The 18,018-nt window shown below is 59.0% G+C and carries 16 protein-coding genes; 4 read left to right on the top strand and 12 right to left on the bottom strand.

Features of this window, described 5'->3' with window-relative positions; all coding sequences use genetic code 11:
- Positions 1-74 precede the first annotated feature (74 nt).
- The 12 genes from ASD46_RS22280 to ASD46_RS22225 form a co-directional block, all read right to left on the bottom strand.
- Complete coding sequence (locus tag ASD46_RS22280) at positions 75-800, bottom strand: amino acid ABC transporter ATP-binding protein (protein ID WP_019566431.1); 726 nt, start codon at positions 798-800, stop codon at positions 75-77.
- Positions 778-1,437 (bottom strand): amino acid ABC transporter permease, encoded by a 660-nt coding sequence (locus ASD46_RS22275; RefSeq protein WP_019566432.1) that lies wholly within the window; start codon positions 1,435-1,437, stop codon positions 778-780. The genes ASD46_RS22280 and ASD46_RS22275 overlap by 23 nt, the downstream gene beginning before the upstream one ends.
- Positions 1,434-2,105 (bottom strand): amino acid ABC transporter permease, encoded by a 672-nt coding sequence (locus tag ASD46_RS22270; protein WP_003517793.1) that lies wholly within the window; start codon positions 2,103-2,105, stop codon positions 1,434-1,436. The genes ASD46_RS22275 and ASD46_RS22270 overlap by 4 nt, the downstream gene beginning before the upstream one ends.
- Before the next feature lie 71 nt (positions 2,106-2,176).
- The gene (locus tag ASD46_RS22265; protein WP_060642688.1) at positions 2,177-2,962 is read right to left on the bottom strand and encodes a transporter substrate-binding domain-containing protein; all 786 of its coding nucleotides are present in this window, start codon (positions 2,960-2,962) and stop codon (positions 2,177-2,179) included.
- Positions 2,959-3,711 carry a GntR family transcriptional regulator gene (locus ASD46_RS22260; RefSeq protein WP_003517798.1) on the bottom strand — a complete coding sequence of 251 codons (753 nt, stop codon included), beginning with the start codon at positions 3,709-3,711 and terminating at the stop codon, positions 2,959-2,961. Before ASD46_RS22260 ends, ASD46_RS22265 begins: the two co-directional genes overlap by 4 nt.
- Positions 3,712-3,877: 166 nt before the next feature.
- Complete coding sequence (locus ASD46_RS22255; RefSeq protein ID WP_060642687.1) at positions 3,878-4,858, bottom strand: 3'-5' exonuclease; 981 nt, start codon at positions 4,856-4,858, stop codon at positions 3,878-3,880.
- Between the two features lie 199 nt (positions 4,859-5,057).
- Positions 5,058-6,857 (bottom strand): NAD(P)/FAD-dependent oxidoreductase, encoded by a 1,800-nt coding sequence (locus tag ASD46_RS22250; protein ID WP_060642686.1) that lies wholly within the window; start codon positions 6,855-6,857, stop codon positions 5,058-5,060.
- A 66-nt stretch (positions 6,858-6,923) separates the two neighbouring features.
- The gene (locus tag ASD46_RS22245; protein ID WP_035199305.1) at positions 6,924-7,997 is read right to left on the bottom strand and encodes a 2,3-butanediol dehydrogenase; all 1,074 of its coding nucleotides are present in this window, start codon (positions 7,995-7,997) and stop codon (positions 6,924-6,926) included.
- Between the two features lie 176 nt (positions 7,998-8,173).
- Positions 8,174-10,048: a sigma-54-dependent Fis family transcriptional regulator gene (locus ASD46_RS22240; protein ID WP_060642685.1), complete on the bottom strand. Its 1,875-nt coding sequence runs from the start codon at positions 10,046-10,048 to the stop codon at positions 8,174-8,176.
- Positions 10,049-10,157: 109 nt separating this feature from the next.
- The gene (locus ASD46_RS22235; protein ID WP_035199307.1) at positions 10,158-10,571 is read right to left on the bottom strand and encodes a hypothetical protein; all 414 of its coding nucleotides are present in this window, start codon (positions 10,569-10,571) and stop codon (positions 10,158-10,160) included.
- A 147-nt stretch (positions 10,572-10,718) separates the two neighbouring features.
- Positions 10,719-11,612, bottom strand: coding sequence for a lytic transglycosylase domain-containing protein (locus ASD46_RS22230; RefSeq protein WP_003517809.1), 894 nt, complete (start codon positions 11,610-11,612; stop codon positions 10,719-10,721).
- Positions 11,613-11,808: 196 nt separating this feature from the next.
- The gene (locus tag ASD46_RS22225) at positions 11,809-13,593 is read right to left on the bottom strand and encodes a methyl-accepting chemotaxis protein (RefSeq protein ID WP_060642684.1); all 1,785 of its coding nucleotides are present in this window, start codon (positions 13,591-13,593) and stop codon (positions 11,809-11,811) included.
- A gap of 445 nt (positions 13,594-14,038) precedes the next feature.
- Here ASD46_RS22225 and ASD46_RS22220 point away from each other — a divergent pair, with 445 nt between their 5' ends.
- From ASD46_RS22220 to ASD46_RS22205, 4 genes are all read left to right on the top strand, one after another.
- Positions 14,039-14,512: a VOC family protein gene (locus ASD46_RS22220; RefSeq protein WP_025595986.1), complete on the top strand. Its 474-nt coding sequence runs from the start codon at positions 14,039-14,041 to the stop codon at positions 14,510-14,512.
- Between the two features lie 260 nt (positions 14,513-14,772).
- On the top strand, positions 14,773-16,116 hold the full coding sequence (locus ASD46_RS22215) for an extracellular solute-binding protein (RefSeq protein WP_003517816.1): 1,344 nt from the start codon (positions 14,773-14,775) through the stop codon (positions 16,114-16,116).
- 75 nt (positions 16,117-16,191) lie between these two features.
- A complete protein-coding gene (locus tag ASD46_RS22210; protein WP_035199309.1) occupies positions 16,192-17,082 on the top strand; it encodes a carbohydrate ABC transporter permease in 891 nt (296 codons plus the stop codon).
- 10 nt (positions 17,083-17,092) lie between these two features.
- Positions 17,093-17,980, top strand: coding sequence for an ABC transporter permease subunit (locus ASD46_RS22205; RefSeq protein ID WP_060642683.1), 888 nt, complete (start codon positions 17,093-17,095; stop codon positions 17,978-17,980).
- The last annotated feature ends 38 nt before the right edge of the window (positions 17,981-18,018 follow it).

Below are 18,018 nucleotides of genomic sequence, written 5' to 3'. Positions count from 1 at the left end.
TTTTCCCGGCAAACACAACACAAAGGCTACTGCCGACGCACGCACCGCTCCGGTCGCGTGCGTCGGTACTGTGCTTAGATCATGCCAAGGAACTGCTTGAGTTCCGGCGTCTGGGGGTTGGCAAAAACATCTTCCGGCGGCCCGATCTCGTGCACGCGGCCCTGATGCATGAAGACGACGCGCGAGCAGACGTCGCGAGCAAACTTCATTTCATGCGTCACCATCAGCAGCGTCATGCCTTCCTTTGCCAGTTCGCGCACGACGGCCAGCACCTCAGACACGAGTTCGGGGTCGAGCGCCGAGGTAATCTCGTCACAGAGAAGGGCGATAGGCTGCATGGCAAGGGCGCGGGCAATCGCCACGCGCTGCTGCTGGCCGCCGGACAGTTCATCCGGATAGGCATCGAACTTGTGCGCCAGCCCGACACGCTCCAGCATCCTGCGCGCCGTCACCTCGGCCTCCGGCTTGGTGACCTTTTTCACCACCATCTGCGAAAGCATGACATTGCCGCCGGCCGTCAGATGCGGAAAGAGGTTGAATTGCTGGAAGATCATGCCGACCTTCAGCCGCAATGCCTTCAGATGCAGCTCATCGTCCAGCAACTGCGCACCCGCCACCTGGATCGAGCCGGCGCTGATCGTCTCCAGTCCGTTGATGCAGCGAAGCAGCGTCGATTTTCCAGAGCCGCTTTTGCCGATGATGGCGATCACCTCGCCGGGTTCGACATCCAGATTTATGCCCTTCAGCACCTCATTGTCGCCAAAGCTCTTGTGGACTTCAGTGATTTCGATGAGCGACATTGAGCTTCCTTTCTAGGAACTGGCTGGATTTCGACAGCGGCCAGCAGAGGGCGAAATAGATGAGAGCAACCAGCCCATAGACGGTGAAGGGCTGGAAGGTGGCATTGGTGACGATCGTGCCAGCCTTGGACAGTTCAACGAAACCGATGATGGAGGTGAGTGCTGTGCCCTTGACGACCTGCACGGAAAAACCGACCGTTGGCGGAATGGCGATCTTAAGCGCCTGCGGCAGGATGACGTAACGCATCTGTTGCAGGCGGCCCATGGCAAGGCTGGCGGACGCCTCCCACTGGCCCTTCGCAATCGCCTCAACGCAGCCGCGCCAGATTTCCGCAAGGAAGGCAGCGGTCCAGAGGATAAGCGCCACTCCAGCCGCAAGCCAGGCCGGAACATCAACCCCGAGGAGACCGAGGCCGAAAAAAGCGATGAAAAGCTGCATCAGCAGCGGGGTGCCCTGAAAGACTTCGATATAGATGCGGGCAGCACGGTTCAAAGCCCGGCGCGGGCTGATGCGCAACCACAGAAGCACGATGCCCACCATACCGCCGCCGATGAAGGAAACGAGCGATAGCAACAGCGTCCAGCGGGTGGAGAGCAGCAGGTTGCGCAGAATGTCCCAAAAGGTGAATTCAGTCATCGTGCCGCCCTCCTCGGGAAAAGAAAGCTGCCGAGCGCCAGCATGCCCTGCCGCAACAGGATGGCGAGCAGCAGGTAGATGACGGTTGACAGGATGTAGGCTTCGAAGGCGCGGAACGTGCGCGACTGGATGAAGTTCGCCGCAAAGGTCAGGTCTTCCACCGCAATCTGCGAAACGACGGCCGAGCCGAGCATGACGATCACCACTTGCGAGGAAAGCGCCGGCCAGATGCGTTGCAGCGAGGGTGTGAGCACCACATGGCGAAACGTTTCGAAGCGCGTCATGGCAAGGCTCGCGCCCGCCTCGAACTGGCCCTTCGGCGTCGCCTGAATACCGGCGCGGATGATCTCGCAACTATAGGCGCCCAGATTGACGATCATCGCCAGATTTGCCGCGGTCAGCTCTGTAAGCTTGAAACCAAGCGATGGCAGGCCAAAGAAGATGAAAAACAACTGGATCAGAAAAGGCGTATTGCGGATGAGCTCCACATAGGTGCCGACGATGGGCTTCAACCATGAAGGTCCGAGCGCCCTGGCCCAGGCGCAGGCGATGCCAAGTGAAACGCCGACCACGCCGCCGACCAGCGTGAGTTGGCTGGTAATGGCGATGCCTTTGGCAATTTGTGGCCAATATTCGCCAAGCCACAGGAAATCAAATTGATAGCTCAAGAAACAGTCCCCTTGCGCCGGTGGAGAAGGCGTCATCCCGGCGGATCCGGGATGACCATGGCAAACGATGATCAAAGGTCTTTCGGCAGATCCTGGCCAAGCCACTTGGTGGCGATCGCATTCAGCGAGCCGTCGGCCTTGGCTGCAGCTACGGTGGCGTTGACCTTTTCCAGTAAGGCCGGCTCGTTCTTGTTGAGGCCGATGTAGCAGGGAGAGTTCTTGATGAGGAACTTCAATTCCGGACGCTTCGGGGGGTTCTTGGCGAGGATGGCGGCTGCAACCACGTTGCCGGTCGCGACAACTTCCACCTGGCCCGAAAGGAAGGCCGAGATGGTGCCGTTATTGTCCTCGTAACGCTTGATGGTGGCGTCCGAAGGCGCGACCTTCGTCAGTTCCAGGTCCTCGACGGCACCGCGCGTGACGGCGATGGTCTTGCCCTTAAGGTCTTCGGCCTTGGAGATCGCGACGTCGGCCGGGCCGAAAACGCCGTTGAAGAAAGGCGCGTAAGCATCAGAGAAATCAATAACTTTTTCACGATCTGCATTCTTGCCGAGGCTGGAGATAACGAGATCGACCTTGTTGGTCTGGAGATAGGGAACACGGTTGGCACTGGTGACCGGGACGAGTTCCACCTTCACGCCCAGCTTGTCGGCGATCATCTTGGCCATGTCGATGTCGTAGCCCTGCGGGGTCATATCAGCAGCAACGCTGCCGAAGGGCGGGAAATCCTGCGGTACGGCCACACGCAGCGTGCCGCGTGCGGTGATGTCGGCAAGGGCGTCCGCCTTGGCGGGCGCGGAAAGACCAAAGGCGGCAGCCATGGCGGCGGCAGCGATGAGGGTCCGTCTGAAGATCATATGTCATTCTCCTTGTGTTGATTGTGTTGCATGTGAATTTTATCCGGATCGCCGCCATTCATTTCCGGTAGGGCGAGCGACCGGCGAAGGCCGGCGAGAGGATCGGGGCGTCGAGTGAGGTCGAGGCCGGTTTCCACCTCGTCCAGATGCTCGATGGAAAGCTCCGCCGCCCTCACGAAATCGCCCGCAGCCATCGCGTCGAAGATACGGCAATGCCCCTCATGGGACTGGAGGGCATGAAACTCCGACTGGTAGAGCATGGAGATCAGAATTGTCCGGGCGGTCAGATCGCGTAGCAGCTCGATGAGCACGGCATTGCCGCAAAGCTCGGCGATGCGGATATGAAAATCGCCCATGAGGCAGGTAAGGCGCTGGCGGTCACCTGCGGCTATTGCGACTTTCTCTTCCTCAAGATGCGCGACGAGGACCTTGCGCCCCTCCTCCGACAGCATCCGCATGCTGCGAAGCAATCCGGATTCGATAATCCGCCGCGCCTCATAGATGGTCATCGCCTCCTCGGCGGAGGGCTCGACGACGAACCACCCTCGCCGCGCGCTGACATGGACGATGCCACGTGTTTCCAGCCGCATCATCGCCTCCCGTACCCGCGTACGTGAAACGGAGAAGAGTCCAGCCAGCTGATTTTCGCTGAGCCGCGTGCCCGGCCGGATGCGCGCCGAAAGAATGCCGGAAACGATGGCTTCTTCGATGTTTATCTGACGGTCCTGCTTGGTATGTAAATCTTGCATACAAGACTGAAAGCAAGGCCCGTGCCAGAACAGATATTGTTTTAAAATCAAAATGCCGCGAAAAAGCTCGCGCCTACCCGCTCAAATTTTGAGCAAGAAAATCGACAAACATCAAAAAAAACGCAGAGCTGTGCAAACTTGACGGTATGGCCGTCGCGGTTTCTTTCTAGCCGGCTTTGAACCGGTCGAATGCCGTCAGATACTTGACCGTGGGATCGGCGTCCCAGCGGTAAATTTCGGTTCGGAGGAAATGCAGCTCTTCCTCGAGCTTTTCCTCCGCCAGTTCCACCCACCAGGATTTGGGCCGGCCATCGGAACCATCAGACCAGCGATAGCCCCGCTTTTTCAGATGATCCTTCATGTCGAACGGGCTGTTCTCCGCGTAAATGCGAACCCGGGAGTGCTGGCTGGCTTCATGGAGTTCCGTGAAGGGCGTCCCGCTTTGGCCAGCGCGTACCTGTTCCAGCACCTCCAGCAGAGCGAAACAATCGTCGACTGCTCGGTGGCCATCATGGAAATAGCCGGATTGCCCGATGAGGTAGGCGAGCTTGCTGCCCTCAAAACCCCGACCACTCCAGTCAATCTCAGAAACGGAGCAGGCCCAGGCCTTATTGCGGAAGATCGGCGAGAAGGCCTCGCAAAACGGACGATCGAAGCCGGCATTGTGGGCAATGATCAGATCAGCACCTTCAACAAGGGAGGTCAGCCGGTCGATGTCTATCGTCTGTCCGGCAACCATTTCATCGGTGATACCCGTCAGGCGCGTGATTTCTTCCGGGATGGAAGTGCCCGGCTGTCGCAGACCGCCATAGACCCCGGTGACATCCCCGATCGTGCCCTGATCGTCGAATGTGAACGTAATGACGCCGATTTCGATGATCTCGTCAGTTCGGTGGTTGAGGCCCGTGGTCTCGGTGTCGAGGATCACGCCCTGACGTGGAAACCCCGGTCGCGGCTGCTCGCATATCGCGCGCGCCTGCAACTTGCGCAGGACGCGGTAATTGCCTGTGGATTCGAGATATCCGACCAAAGCCTCATCATCAGGAACCGATTTCTGCGTCGTTTCACGACCACCCGCTTTTCGCCCGCGCTCAGCCTGAGGAAGCCGCGCCGTCGCGGAAGCGAAAAAATCCAACTGGGAGGTCATTGTTCTTCTGTCCGCTTTGGCCGGAAATCGATATTGAGTTTTCCAACATATGCGCAGAGGCTCACACTAACAACAGCGGTTGCCGTGATCCACAGAAACCGGGCGGCGTCCGTTTGGCATTGCCCGCATTGGATTCAGAAAGGGGGCGGAATGTTCCGCCCCCTTTCTGCATTACCATTATCGATCGAAATACCCGTGGTCAGCGTGTGTGGTGAACCGGTTGCAATGCATAGACAGGTGTAGGAAGCCCCTCCATGCGCGCCTTCAACTGCAAGGCGAGATATTGCGAATAATGCCGCGACTGGTGCAGGTTGCCGCCGTGGAACCACAGCGCCTCCTGCTGCGTCGGCTTCCACATGTTGCGCTGCTCGCCTTCCCACGGCCCCGGGTCTTTCGGCGTATCCGAACCGAGACCCCAGACCTTGCCGACCCTGTCTGCCGTTTCCTGATCGATGAGATCAGCGACCCAGCCATTCATCGAACCATATCCCGTCGCATAGACAATGACGTCAGCAGAGATCTCCTTGCCGTCAGCGAGTTTGATCGAGTTTTCGGTGATCTCGTCAACCTGACCGGCGGCAAGCTTCACCTTGCCATCGATGATCAGCTGCGAGGCGCCGATATCAATATAATAACCGGAGCCGCGCCGCAGGTACTTCATGAAGAGGCCGGAGCCATCCGCACCCCAGTCTAGCTGGAACCCGGCTTTTTCCAGTGCGGCGTAAAAATCGGCGTCGCGCTCCCTCATCTTGTCGTAAAGCGGGATCTGGAACTCATGCATGATCCGGTAGGGCAGCGACGCGAAGATGAGATCGGCCTTCGCCGTCGTCACCCCATTCGCCAACGCCTGTTCGGAATAGAGCGCACCGAGCCCTATATCCATCAGCGTGTCGGATTTGACGATATGGGTCGTCGAGCGCTGGATCATGGTCACATCGATACCCGCTTCGTAGAGCGCGGCGCAGATATCATGGGCCGAATTGTTGGAACCGATCACGGCGACCTTCTTGCCCTTGTACCCATCCGGCCCCGGATGCTGCGAGGAATGGTGCTGATCGCCGTTGAAGCGCTCGCGCCCCTTGAAATCCGGAATATTAGCCTTGCCGGACATGCCGGTGGCAAAGACCAGTTGCTTTGGCCGGAGCACGACTTCCTCGCCATCGCGATCGACGACGATCGACCATTCCTTCGCCGCCTCGTCCCACTTGGCGGATTTGGCAGTGGAGCGGGTCCAGTAGTTCAGTTCCATTACCTTGGTGTAGAATTCGAGCCAGTCACCGATCTTGTCCTTGGGGGCAAAGACCGGCCAGTTCTTCGGAAAATCGATGTAAGGCAGATGGTCGTACCAGACCGGGTCATGCAGGCAGAGCGACTTGTAGCGCTTGCGCCAGCTATCACCCGGCCGCTCGTTCTTTTCGAGTATGATCGTCGGCACGCCGAGCTGGCGCAACCGGGCACCGAGCGCGATGCCGCCCTGCCCACCGCCGATGATGACGGTATAGGGCTGCTTGTCATAACCGAGCGTGCGCGCTTCCTCCTCGCGCTCCTCCATCCAGGTTTTGGCACCAAGGTTCTGGCCGTGCCTTGCGCCGAGCGGGCGGGTGAAGCCCGATTTTTCCTCATGGCCCTTCAGTTCGGAAAGCGCCGTCAGCAGCGTCCATATCTGCCCGTTCCTGAAGCGCACGAGGCCGTAGCCGCGCCCTGTCGCCGTCTCGAAGGTGATCCAGCTTTCAAGCACACCATCCGCCTCCGTCGCCTCCTCGCCGGTAGCGATGCGCCAGTTTGTGGGTCTGGCTGTCGAAAGCTGCGCCTGCAGCATGTCGCGCACCTGATCGCGACCTTCGACGGTCTTGATGTTCCAGGTAAAGGCAACGAGGTCGCGCCAGTAGCAATCCTCGGCAAACAGATTAACGGCATCATCGATGCGGCCAGCTTCGAGTGCTGCCCCGAACGTATCGAGAAGCGCCTGAAGGCGGGTGGTGGGGGTCTTGTCGAGCATGTATTCCTCCTCCTGCTCAATGTGGAAACGGGACGGCTCCTCAACCGCCCCGCACTTCAAATCGGCCTATCGTGACAGGTCGATCAGGATCTTCAGATGCTTGCCGGCCGGGTCGAGCAGCTGGTCGAACCCTTCCGTGACCGCCTCGCTGAGTGAGACGTTTTTGGTAACGATCCGGCTCGCCGGGATCTGGCCGCTGGCGATCAGCCGGGCAACACGCGGCCAGTAGTGAGTCGGATAGGCCCAGGAGCCGCGGATATCGATGTCCTTGAAGGTCACGTCGAACCAGTTCAGCGGGTTTTCGCCGGGGTGGAGGCCGGTCTGCACCACAACGCCCTGCTTTCGCACGGCATCGGCGCAGTTCTTCAGCGCATATTCATTGCCGACGCATTCGATGGCGACATCGCAGCCAACATTGCCTTCGGTCTCGGCGCGGATGACATCGCCCACCTTTTCCGTCTTGGGATTGATCGTGCGCACCTCGCCAAGCGCCGCCCGCGCCAGCGCCAGACGCGTGTCGTTGAGATCGGAAAGAAATATCTGCGAGGCACCGGCCGCCCTGGCCGCCATGGCGACGAGAATGCCGATCGGCCCGGCACCGGTCACAAGCACGCTGCTGCCGGCCGTGACACCGCCACGGTCGCAGGCATAAACCGCGACTGCCGTCGGCTCGATGAGGGCCGCTTCCTGATCGGAAAGCGCATCGGGTATCGGCTGGACGTTATAGTCGTTGAGAAGAGCGGCCTGCGCCATGCCGCCGGAATGCCAGGACAGACCGGCGAGAGCGAGATTTTTACTCAGGTGATAAAGACCGCGATCAGCATAATAGTCGCCATGACGCGGCATGATGAGCGGCTGGATCGATACCCGGTCGCCGGGCTTTACGTGGCTAACGCCCTCGCCTACGGCCTTTACGACACCGCCGAATTCATGACCGAGAATTTGCGGCCCGTGCGCGCCGGTGAAAGGATGCGGCTCCTTCGGCACGAAGATCGGGCCATAGGCATATTCGTGCAGGTCCGTGCCGCAGATGCCGCAGAACTTGTTTTCGACGAGCACCTCACCCGGACCGGGCTCGGGCGGCATATCCACATCCTCGATGCGTAGGTCCTTGGCGGCGTGAAAGCGCAGTGCTTTCATTGCATTTCCTCCTGTAGTTCTTGCACAGAAGGATCAGCAAGCGGCATGCCAGAATGGCTTGCGCCATATCTTGACGTATTTTCAATTGGTTACAAATTCAGCTCTTAGGCTCGCCGGCAGAATGCAACAGGTTCCGTGCAACAGGTGTTGCAATGGTCGCACCGGTTCGGACGCAGTCAATTCAGGCGTTTGAGACGGCGGTGAATGGTGGAGCGGTTGACGCCGAGGCTTCGCGCCAGCGCCGAGACGTTGTTGCCGCAGTCCTTCAGCGCCCGGCGCAGATCGTCGTCATCGCGCAAAGCATCATCGGTGGCGACTTCGGCAAAGAGGTGTTCAGGCAGGCAACCCGGATTGATCTTGCCGCCATCGGAAAGCGCGGCTGCAACCCGCAGTGCATTGAAGAGTTCGCGCAGATTGCCCGGCCAGTCATGGTCAAGCAGAATTGCCCGTGCCGCCTTATCGATCCTGTAGGTCTCGCCGTTTTCCTTCTCGATGCGGCGGAGAAACTGATCGATCAGCCAGCCGAGATCCTCGCGCTCCCGCAGCGCCGGCAGCGTCACCGTTGCGGCGTTCAGGCGATAATAGAGGTCCTGCCGGAAACGGCCTTCCTTCACCAGTTCGGCAAGATCGCGGTGCGATGCGGACAGTACTCTCAGACGCACCGGCTTGGCTTTCAATGCGCCAACCGGCTGCACCTCGTTTTCCGAAAGCACGCGCAGCAGGCGGCTTTGAAGAGAAAGCGGCATGTCGCCAATCTCATCCAGGAACAAAGTGCCGCCACTTGCCTCCTCGATGAGACCGCGCTTGCCTTTCTGGCTGGCGCCGGTGAAGGCACCGGGCGTATAGCCGAACAATTCGGATTCGATCAGATGCTCCGGGATTGCCGCACAATTGACGGCGACGAAATTACCGTCGCTGTTGCAGCTGTCATGGATCGCCCGTGCCAGATATTCCTTGCCGCTGCCCGTCTCACCCTGAATGAGGATGGGAATATCGCGGGCGGCAAGCTTTGCTGCCCGCGCCTGCACCTTTTCCATCGCCGGATCGCCGTTGCTCATGTCCCTCAGCGCTCGCGGCAAGCGTGGCTCAGGCTTGACAGGAGCGCGAATGCTGACGGCGGGCGCGATCGCGCTGGCAAAAAGCACCAGACCGTTGCGGGCGCGCAAAAGCCGCTCGCCATTCGGCCGCCCGCGCATGAAGCGCGGCAGGTCGTCCACATCGATATCGAAGACCGAGGAAATCGGCTGGCCGAGAAAATCGCGGGTGGCAAGCCCGTGCATGTTCATGGAGCGCGCCAGCGCGCCGAAGCCACCATGGGTCATGCCGGTGACACGTCCGCTGCCATCAAGGGCGATCGCCGCATCGGGATCGACGTCAAGAAACTCAGGTGAACGGGCAAGACGCAACACCCAGTCATTGCGGGTGCGGGTCATGAGATTGGCAAGCTCGATGCGCCGCGCGGTGGAGGCAACGAGATGCAGCGCCAGTTGCTGGCTGGCCTTGGCCGTCGGCGAGCGCAGCTGGGAAATGTCGAGCACGGCGGTGAGATCGCCGAGCGTATCGAAGACGGGCGCCGCAGTGCAGGTCAGCCCGATATGGCTGGTATCGAAATGGTCATCCTGATGGATGATCACCGGCTCGCCGGAAACGAGGCAGGCGCCAACAGCGCAGGTGCCGGCCCGGTTTTCCGACCATTCCGAGCCAAGGTAAAGCCCCGCCCGCCGCAACTGGTTGTCGAAGGTCGGGTCGCCCATGAAATCGACGGTAACGCCGCGCGCATCCGACAGCAGCAGGACGTAATTCTGCTCGGCAATCTGGTTGAACAGGGCTTCGAGACCGGAGCGGCCGATACGGATGAGCTCCTCGGCCTGCTCGCGATGCTCCCGAAGCTTCAGCTCGGGCACGATATAGGCTTCCTGCGCAATCGTTGGGTCGAGCTTGTAGTCATTGAGGCAGCGCAGCCAGGACTGGATGACCGGCGTATCACGCGGGCTGACCGCGCCCATGCCGACACGTTCGATCTCTCGTATATGCGACAGCGTCGATACCATGCACGCATCCTCCGGCACGGATGGTCGCATATTAGGAGATCGCCCACAATCCACCTCTTACGGTGGTTCGGTCGTTCGAAGCGATGTAACAGTCTCAAATGCGACCGCCTCAGGTGTTTGGGCGATTGATAATGTTCTCGCAATTGGCCGGATTGCCGATGATTTCGCTGGTCTTGATGGTGGAAGCGGGATCCGCGGTGATCTTGATGATGCAGTCGCGGCGATGCTCCTTGATCTTCATGCCTTCCGTTTCCGATATCCGCACCTGCCCGTTCAAGGTGCGGATTTCCCGCTTGTTGGAGAGGCCGGCATAGGTCTCAACATCCACCTTCAGCCAATAGGATTCCGTCGCGCCCTTTTCGATGACCACCTTGTTAGGACGGCCAAGTCTGGCGATAGCCGCATCCAGGGGTTGGCCCACGAGGCTCGCCACCGTTCGCGATGCGTCCGTCTGCCCGGTCGTGGCGCACCCAGAAATGGCGGCCAGCACGCCGACCAGACATCCCGCTTCAAGCCATCTCATTTTCAGTTTTCTTCCCTCACAGAATACCATCAGCCGACACGTTCCGTCGTCAGCGTTGCAATCTAGGCTCGATAATTTTGCTCTGAAAGGAGGTGCGACCCAGATGCTGATCAACTTGTTATGATCGACAGGGTCATACAGGTGATCTCATCTGTTGCGGAACACGGTGCAGGGAATGCCGGCCTGGCGGATTTCGCCGCAAAGCTCGTTGGCCTGGGCGCGTGTATCGCGGCCGATGCGGGCGGCATAACGCGGGCGCGAACCGAAATTGCCGCCTCGCTGCCGCACGATCAAAGCTCGTTCGGCATTAAGCGGCCCGGATAGTTGGCCAATGGCGCGGGTAAAAAGCCGGTTCGCCACCGCCGGATTATAATGCGCGGCAAGCTGCACGCCCCAGGGCGCCCAGTCGGCCGACGAGATGAGGACAGGATCGTTCATCGTTCGCGTGTCGGCCAGACGCAGACAGGCATCGATGAAAGAGCGGGTCTCATCCAATGCCGGGGCCGCCTTTTCCGGCGGGTTGTCCTTCCATTTCTCAACCGGATATCCCGTTATCGCAAACACATAATCCCGGGTTTCCGTCGGCAGCCGACCGGTCGCGATAAAATTCCGCAATCCCGCCTCGCCCGCATTATAAGCTGCGGCGGCGAGACCGAAATTGCCAAACTGCGTATTCAGCTCGGACAGATACCGGGAAGAGGCCTCGAGTGCGGCGATTATGTTGAAGCTGTCTTTGAGACCACGCAGCTTTGCGGTTCCAGGCATGAACTGTGCTATGCCTTCCGCGCCCTTCGGGCTGACCGCATTGGCCCGGAACAGGCTTTCCCGCCAGATGAGCCGGGCGAAATAATCCGGCGGAACGGCGTGGCGCCCGGCCAGAACCTCGATGGCGTGACACAGGTCGTTATTGTAGCTTTCGACACGGATGCACAATTCCGGCGCGACATCATGGGTGTAGGTGCAGGAGACTTTGCCATCGGCCTTCTCCTCGGCCCCGGTCGTGCCACTGGCAAGCGCCAGCAACCACAGAGCAAGACTCACGCAGCGTGTCGATATCCCCGCCAAGCAAAACTCCCCGCAAATCCCACGCCCGATACGCCGATTATCAGGCATTCTGCAAGATATGCCCAGACCTACGGCTCTTCTTCAATGGAAGCTTCGGTTTGGGCCTTGCCGAGGCTTCCATGCGTCCAAAATAAAGGTCGCATTTCCGCGTCGGCAAGGCCATCTTGTGTGCTTAAAAGTCCTGCCAATCCTCATGTTCAACGGCGACTGCAGCGGAACCGCGCACCGCAAGCGGGCGGGATGCCGGGCGACGCGGAGTGGCAAAGGTAGCCTGCTGCTCGAAGCCGCTCCGCGACGACGATGTCGAGTGCGATACGTCATCGAACCGGAATTGCCCTAAAAGCTCAAACAACGCTGCCGCTTCCCGTGCAAGGCTGTGGCTGGCAGCCGTCTGCTCCTCAACCATCGCGGCATTCTGCTGCGTTCCCTGGTCAACGGTGTTGACCGCCTGATTTATCTCGGCGAGCGCGGTCGACTGTTCGCGCGCGGCATCGACGATCGCTACGACATTGGTGTTGATGTCGCGCACCTGTTCCGCGATTTCCTGCAAGGCAGAGCCCGCTTTGGTAACAAGGCCAACGCCGTTTTCAACCTGCGTGCCAGACGCGTTGATCAGGCTCTTGATTTCCTTTGCGGCAGTCGCCGAGCGTTGCGCAAGTTCGCGAACTTCCTGCGCGACCACGGCAAAACCCTTGCCTGCTTCGCCTGCGCGGGCAGCTTCCACGCCTGCATTCAGCGCAAGCAGATTGGTCTGAAAGGCAATCTCGTCGATAACGCCGATAATATTCGAAATCTCACGCGACGATTTTTCGATCTGGTCCATGGCACTGATCGCATCGCGCACAACCTGACCTGAATGTTCGGCGTGGTCGCGGGCACGGCCGACGATTTTTCCAGCCTCTTCCGCCCGGCGGCTTGAATCATTGACGGTGGTGGTGATCTCCTCGAGGGCCGCAGCCGTCTCCTCGATAGAGGCGGCCTGCTGTTCCGTACGTCTGGCGAGATCGTCGGCCGCGGACCTTATTTCATTCGACCCCGAAGAAATGGCGCCGGCATTTTCAGAGACCAGCGTCATGGCCTTCTTGAGCTTTTTCGAGGCTGCGTTGAAGTCGGACCGCAATCTTTCAAGCGAGGGGATAAAGGGTTTGTCGATGCTCTGCGAAAGATCACCGTCAGCCAGATTGGTCAGGGACTGCGCGAGCTTCTCGACATTTTCAACACGTCCGGTCACGTCGGTGGCAAATTTGACGACTTTGAACACCTTGCCGGACAAATCGAAGATCGGATTATAGGAGGCCTGAATGAAAACCTTGCGACCGCCCTTGCCAAGCCGCATGAATTCATCCGCCACCAGATCGCCGCCGGCAAGCCTTTTCCAGAATTGCGCATATTGCGGGGACTGTGTGTAGGCGGGTTCGCAGAACATCGAATGATGCCTTCCCTGCACCTCGGCGAGCGAATAGCCGAGCGACGCCAGAAAATTCTCGTTAGCCGTCAGGACCTCGCCGTTCGGAGAGAACTCGATGATGGCCTGCGCCCGCGACAGGGCGTCGATCTTGCCCGCATCTTCCGCCGCCTTCAGCTTGCGCTCGGTAATATCCGTGGCGATCTTGACCACTTTCACCGGCTTGCCGCGACGGTACACCGGATTATAGGAGGCCTCGATCCAGACTTCCCTGCCACCCTTGCCAATGCGCTTGTACTGCCGCTGATCGAACTGGCCGGCCGAAAGCTTTGACCAGAAGGCCTTGTAGTCCTGCGATGACACGACTTCAGGTTCAACGAACATGCTGTGATGTCTGCCGACTATTTCCGCCAGCTCGTAACCGAGCGCACGACAGAAATTCTCGTTGGCGGCGAGAATCTTTCCGGCCATATCAAATTCGATGATGGCTTGAGATTTGGAGAGCGCGGCAAGAACCGCGAAAGCATTGGCACCACGATCAAGAAAACTCACGCGCGATCCTCCGATGGCAGCTGGACGGTTTCTACTGAAAATCGTTCACCAACAATATGATTACATTATTAAATAATATTTAAGGATAATCTTGACGTTGATCACGCGAGTTGATGGTACGGGCGAAATTTGGGCAATACGCGTCTTCCTGCCGCAAAAATCTGCACATTAGATCAAGCACGCGCTTCACGTCACAAAGAGACATTGTTTCATATTTATTCTTCAGAACGGGCGCGGCTGGGCCCGGCATATGATGCCTATCGCCGAGAGGTGAGGCGCTGGATTTAAATATCCATGCGCGTCGCGTTTGATCATCGCGCCGGCGCCGTCATGACGCACAACCTTTATTCCTTTGCAAAATTGCACCTTCCCGCCTCCTCTCGGAACGATCGGCGCATGGCGACATTGTTTACCGAATGGGGCTTTCTTTTGGGAGGAACACGCCGTGAAGAAGAACATGATCTGCATCTGGTACGATAGGGATGCCGAGGCCGCAGCCAGATTTTATGCCGAGACCTTTCCCGACAGTACCGTCAATTCCGTCTATCGGGCGCCGGGCGATTACCCCTCCGGCAAGGAGGGGGACGTGCTGATGGTGGAATTCACGGTGGCAGGCGTCTCCTGTATCGGCCTCAACGGTGGTCCGACATTCAAGCACACCGAGGCTTTCTCGTTCCAGATTTCGACTGAAGATCAGGAAGAGACGGACCGATACTGGAATGCCATCGTCGGCAACGGCGGAGAAGAAAGTGCCTGCGGCTGGTGCAAGGACCGATGGGGCATCTCCTGGCAGATCACCCCGCGGGTGCTGATGGAAGCAATGTCCGCCGGCGGCGCCGAGGCCAAACGTGCCTTCGCGGCAATGATGGATATGAAGAAAATCGACGTCGCCACCATCGAGGCGGCACGTCGGGGTTGATGCTAACAAGTCATTCAGCGACAAGTAGCGAAGAAAGACATTTCAAGTAAAGAACTGAAAAGAAACGGAAAATCAGATAAAACCCGTTTATCTGATTTTCCCCGGACGCCTATGCGTGCCTGTACCTTCACTCATCACAAAACGTTCAACAAAGTGTAAGCGATCCGTCAAAGACGGCTGCTAGCAGAGCCCGTGGCTTCGTGTTGGGGACGTGACGTCCTCGCCGGTCATGCCATTACTCCATCAACGGGGCTCAACTTATGAAATCTTCCGCTCTGACCTCTTTCGTGGCAGGCGTTGCCATTGCCGCCGCCTTCGGCGCCACGGCTGCCCACGCAGAAAAGACCAAATTCGAATTCTGGCACGGCCTTTCCGGCGATCTCGGCGACCGCGTTCAGGAAACCTGCAAGAAGTTCAACGACTCCCAGGCTGAATTCGAAATCGTCTGCACGTCGCAGAACGACTACGACGCCACGCTGCAGAACACCATTGCCGCCTACCGCGCCAAGAAGCAGCCCGCCATTACCCAGATCTACGATGCCGGCACGCTGGACATGATGTTGTCCAAGGCTTTCGTTCCCGCCAAGAAGCTGATGGCCGACAACGGCTACAAGATCGACTGGAACAACTATTTCCCCGGCATTGCCAATTATTATGCAACGGCTGACGGCGAGCTGAACTCCTTCCCCTATAATTCCTCCACCGCGGTCTTCTATTACAATGTCACCGCTTTCGAAAAAGCCGGCATCACCTTCAAGCCCGACACATGGGAACAGGTTGAAGAAGCCGCCCGGAAGCTCAAGACGGCCGGTTTCGAATGCCCGCTGGCCTTTAATTTCGACACCTGGATGCTGATGGAACAGTTCTCTGCCATCCACAACCAGCCAATCGCCACCAAGGGCAACGGTTATCAGGGCCTCGACGCCGAACTGACGATCAACAAGACGAAGTTCGTTGATCAGGTCAAATTCTTCAAGAAGATGCAGGACGAGAAGCTGTTCGTCGTCAAGACCAAGCAGCTCGGCATGGACATCCTGCCCGCTTTCACCTCGCAGACCTGCCAGATGTTCATGTCCTCGATTGCCGGCCATGGCACCGTCGGCAAGACCATGCCTGAGGGCGTGAAGTGGGACGTCGCCATGCTGCCGATCTGGAAGGGCACCGAGCGCCACAACTCGCTGGTTGGCGGCGCTTCGCTCTGGGTCATGGCTGGTCGTCCGGAAGCTGAATACAAGGGTGCGGCCGCATTCCTGAACTTCATCGCGCAGCCTGATATGGTTGAGTGGTGGTCGACCGTTACCGGCTACATCCCGGTCACCAAGACCGGCTTCGACGCCATGAAGGCCAACGGCTTCTACGACAAGGCGCCCTACAAGGGCCGTGAAAAGGCAATCGAGAGCCTCACGTTTACGCCGCCGTCCGAATATACCCGCGGCATCCGCCTCGGCGGCTTCACGCAGATCCGCAAGGAAGTCTCGACCTCGCTCGAAGCCATCTTCATGCAGAACGCCGATATTCAGACCGAACTCGACAAGGCTGTCGAGCGCTCGAATGCCGGCCTGCGCCGCTTCGAAAAGACCTATGCCGGCGCCAAGCTGAACTAAGCGGTCCTTTTCGCCTGGGTTTGCCCGTCTCCGCGCGGGCAAACCCTTAATGCCATTTTCTGTTTCGGATATTTCATGGAAAAGCGCGCCGTTTTCAAAAGCACATGGTTGCCGCTGCTGTTCGCATTGCCGCAGCTGGCACTGATCCTCCTGTTCTTCTACTGGCCCGTGGCGGCGGTGATCAACTGGGCCTTCACCCTCCAGCCGCCCTTCGGCGGCGCGGCAGAATTCGTTGGTTTCGCCAATTTCCAGGAAGTCTTCTCTGATCCATTCTACTGGCATTCCGTTACCGTCAGCCTGATCTTCGCGACCGTCGGCCCCTTCGTCGCCATCCTCATCGGCCTCACCCTGGCGCTCTCCGTCGACCGCCAGCTTCCCGGCTCCGGATTTTTCCGGGTTCTGTATATCCTGCCCTTCGCCATCGCAGGTCCCGCCGCAGGCATGGCCTTCCGCTTCATCCTGTCGCCGGAACGCGGGTTGGCCGCTTCACTCAACGCCGCCTGGCCAGATATCTGGAACCCGGCGAAATACGGCGAACATGCACTGACGCTCGTCATCGCCATCTTTATCTGGAAATGGGCGGGCTACACCTTCATCTTCCTGTTTGCCGGCCTGCAATCCGTGCCCCGTTCGCTGACGGAAGCTGCGGCAATGGATGGCTCCGGCCCGATCCGCCGCGCCATAGACATTCAGGTGCCGTTGCTCGCACCCACGCTGTTCTTCCTGATGGTGACGATGATGACCGAGGGTTTCGTCGGCCAGGACACGTTCGGCATCGTGCATTCGCTGACGGCGGGCGGCCCCAACCGCGCCACCGATGTGATGGTTTACCGCATCGTCACCGAGGCCTTCGAAGGGCTGAACTATTCCGGTGCCTCGGCACAAACCATCGTCCTCATCGGCCTCATCATGGTCTTCACCTTCATCCAGTTCCGCTTCATCGAGCGGCGCGTCCATTACAAGTGAGGCCTGAGAGATGATACAGCGCACGCCCTATGCCGACGCCTTTACCTACGTGGTCATGGTCGCGGGACTTCTGCTTCTTATCGGCCCCTTCATCGTGGTATTGGCAGGCGCCAGCCAGACGGTGCAGCAGGTGAACCACACGCCCTTCAGCTTCATGCCGCAGGGCGAGCTTTTCAAAAATCTCAGCACCGCCTGGAACCGCGCCAATCTGGGCAACGCCATGTTCAACAGCCTGGTGATGGCCTCGCTCGTCACTGCGGGCAAGGTAGCCCTTTCCGCTCTGACCGCCTTCGCCATCGTGTTTTTCCGCTCGCCGCTGAAACACCTGTTTTTCTGGTCCGTCTTCATCACGCTGATGCTGCCGCTCGAAATTCGCGCCGTTCCGACCTATGCCGTGGCAGCGGATGTGTTCCAGCCGTTCCGTTACCTTATAGCGCTGGTGAGCGGTGTCGAAGTCAACATCGAATGGAACCTGCTCAATTCCTATGCGGGCCTGTCGCTGCCGCTTGTCGCCACGGCCACCGGCACCTTTCTCTACCGGCAGTTTTTCATGACCCTGCCTGATGAACTTGCGGAGGCGGCGCGCATGGATGGCTCCGGCCCCGTGCGTTTCTTTTTCGACGTGCTGCTGCCGCTCTCGCGCACCAACATGCTGGCCCTCACCACCATTCTCTTCGTCTCCTCGTGGAACCAGTATCTGTGGCCGCTGCTGATGGTCACCGACCCCTCCTACAAGACGGTGATGATGTCGTTGCGTGCCCTTTTGCCTTCGGAGGACGGCACGCCGGACTGGAACGTCACGCTTGCCGGTTCCCTCATCATCATCACGCCGCCCCTTCTCGTCGTGGCGTTCCTGCAACGCTGGTTCGTGCGCGGTCTCGTGTCATCCGACAAGTGACGACGCGACGCGTGGCTCTCAACAACAAGGTTCTTAAT

It is taken from the genome of Rhizobium sp. Root491 (assembly GCF_001427205.1).
Taxonomy (GTDB): Bacteria; Pseudomonadota; Alphaproteobacteria; order Rhizobiales; family Rhizobiaceae; genus Agrobacterium; species Agrobacterium tumefaciens.
The sequence above is the reverse complement of the archived record's forward strand: the minus strand, read 5'-3'. Positions and strand labels throughout refer to the sequence as shown.